General features: G+C 46.7%; 1 protein-coding gene. It reads right to left on the reverse strand.

What is annotated here, in order from left to right; all coding sequences use genetic code 11:
- Positions 1-1,008, reverse strand: a 1,008-nt coding sequence (locus tag GM154_RS25480; RefSeq protein ID WP_219654317.1) for a GAG-pre-integrase domain-containing protein, incomplete at its 3' end; no start/stop codon positions are given.
- Positions 1,009-1,077: the final 69 nt, after the last annotated feature.

Raw genomic sequence — 1,077 nt, forward strand, 5'->3', positions numbered from 1 at the left:
GACCTGTGTGTACCGAGATTGGTCATCGTGAATTGTGTAAAAATAATTGTACTTGTCTGGAAACGAAAGTTCTAATGGACCGACAATATCCGAGTGCAAGATATCCCCAACTGCGTCAGCACGATTAAAATGTCCCGGGAACGGTAGTTTATGTGCTTTGCCAAGTCGACAAGCCCGGCACACATCATCTGACTGTTGCAGATGTGGGACATCATTTGCATGTTGGTGCATCGTGACCAGATCTCTCATGTTGATGTGTGCCAAACGACGGTGCCAGAGCTCAGTTTCCCTGAACTTTGAATCGCTAGTCACCGACATTGCCATCTGCGTATTCTGAGAAACGGGTTCAGGTAACATGTACATTCCTGATGTCTTGTCACGGGAACCTAGTCCAATGAAGAAATTGGTGGTCTGGAGGCTTAAGCGAACATCAAAACGACGGAAAAGCGACTGTATCCCATTGTCTGCAAGTTTACCAGTTGACACTAAATTGTAGCCTAGATTTGGTATGTAGAGTACATTTTGTAAACGGATATTAGCATGCTCAAATGGCAGCACAACCTCACCCATATGGGTTGACGTGACTGATGTTTTGTCAGCAAGCATGACATGTCGTGGTTTGCATGGAGTCAATGAGCCTTGTACAAACACAGACCTGGAGTGAAAACAATGACAAGTAGCACCGCTGTCAGCATATGAACGATGGTCCTTAGGAGGGGATAAAGTGGTTTTCTCAACTAACGAACCTGCAATTTCTGTCTTCTTGGGACGAGTTTTGTCTTGTGCCACTGCCGCTGCAGCTTTGTCCTGAAACATTTCGCGGAGTTTCGGAGGCAGCTTGTTGTCAGGATTAGATGGGTTCTGATAACAGCGGTCTTCTGTATGTCCAGTTCTACCACAGAAATCACACTGATGCTTCTTGTCATGAACTCCTGTACCCGTTTTGACCGATTTTAAAGCCACCGCCAAAGCACGAATGGTGGAGTCAGTATCTGACTCAGAATCCAAGTGGTCACTGGCCCTGGAATGTTTGGTGGGCTGTGAGCCTGTGTTACCTCTGCGCCCCTTTTTGCGTCG

Origin of the sequence: Pseudomonas sp. MAG002Y (assembly GCF_019400845.1) — a bacterium.
GTDB lineage: Bacteria > Pseudomonadota > Gammaproteobacteria > Pseudomonadales > Pseudomonadaceae > Chryseomonas > Chryseomonas luteola.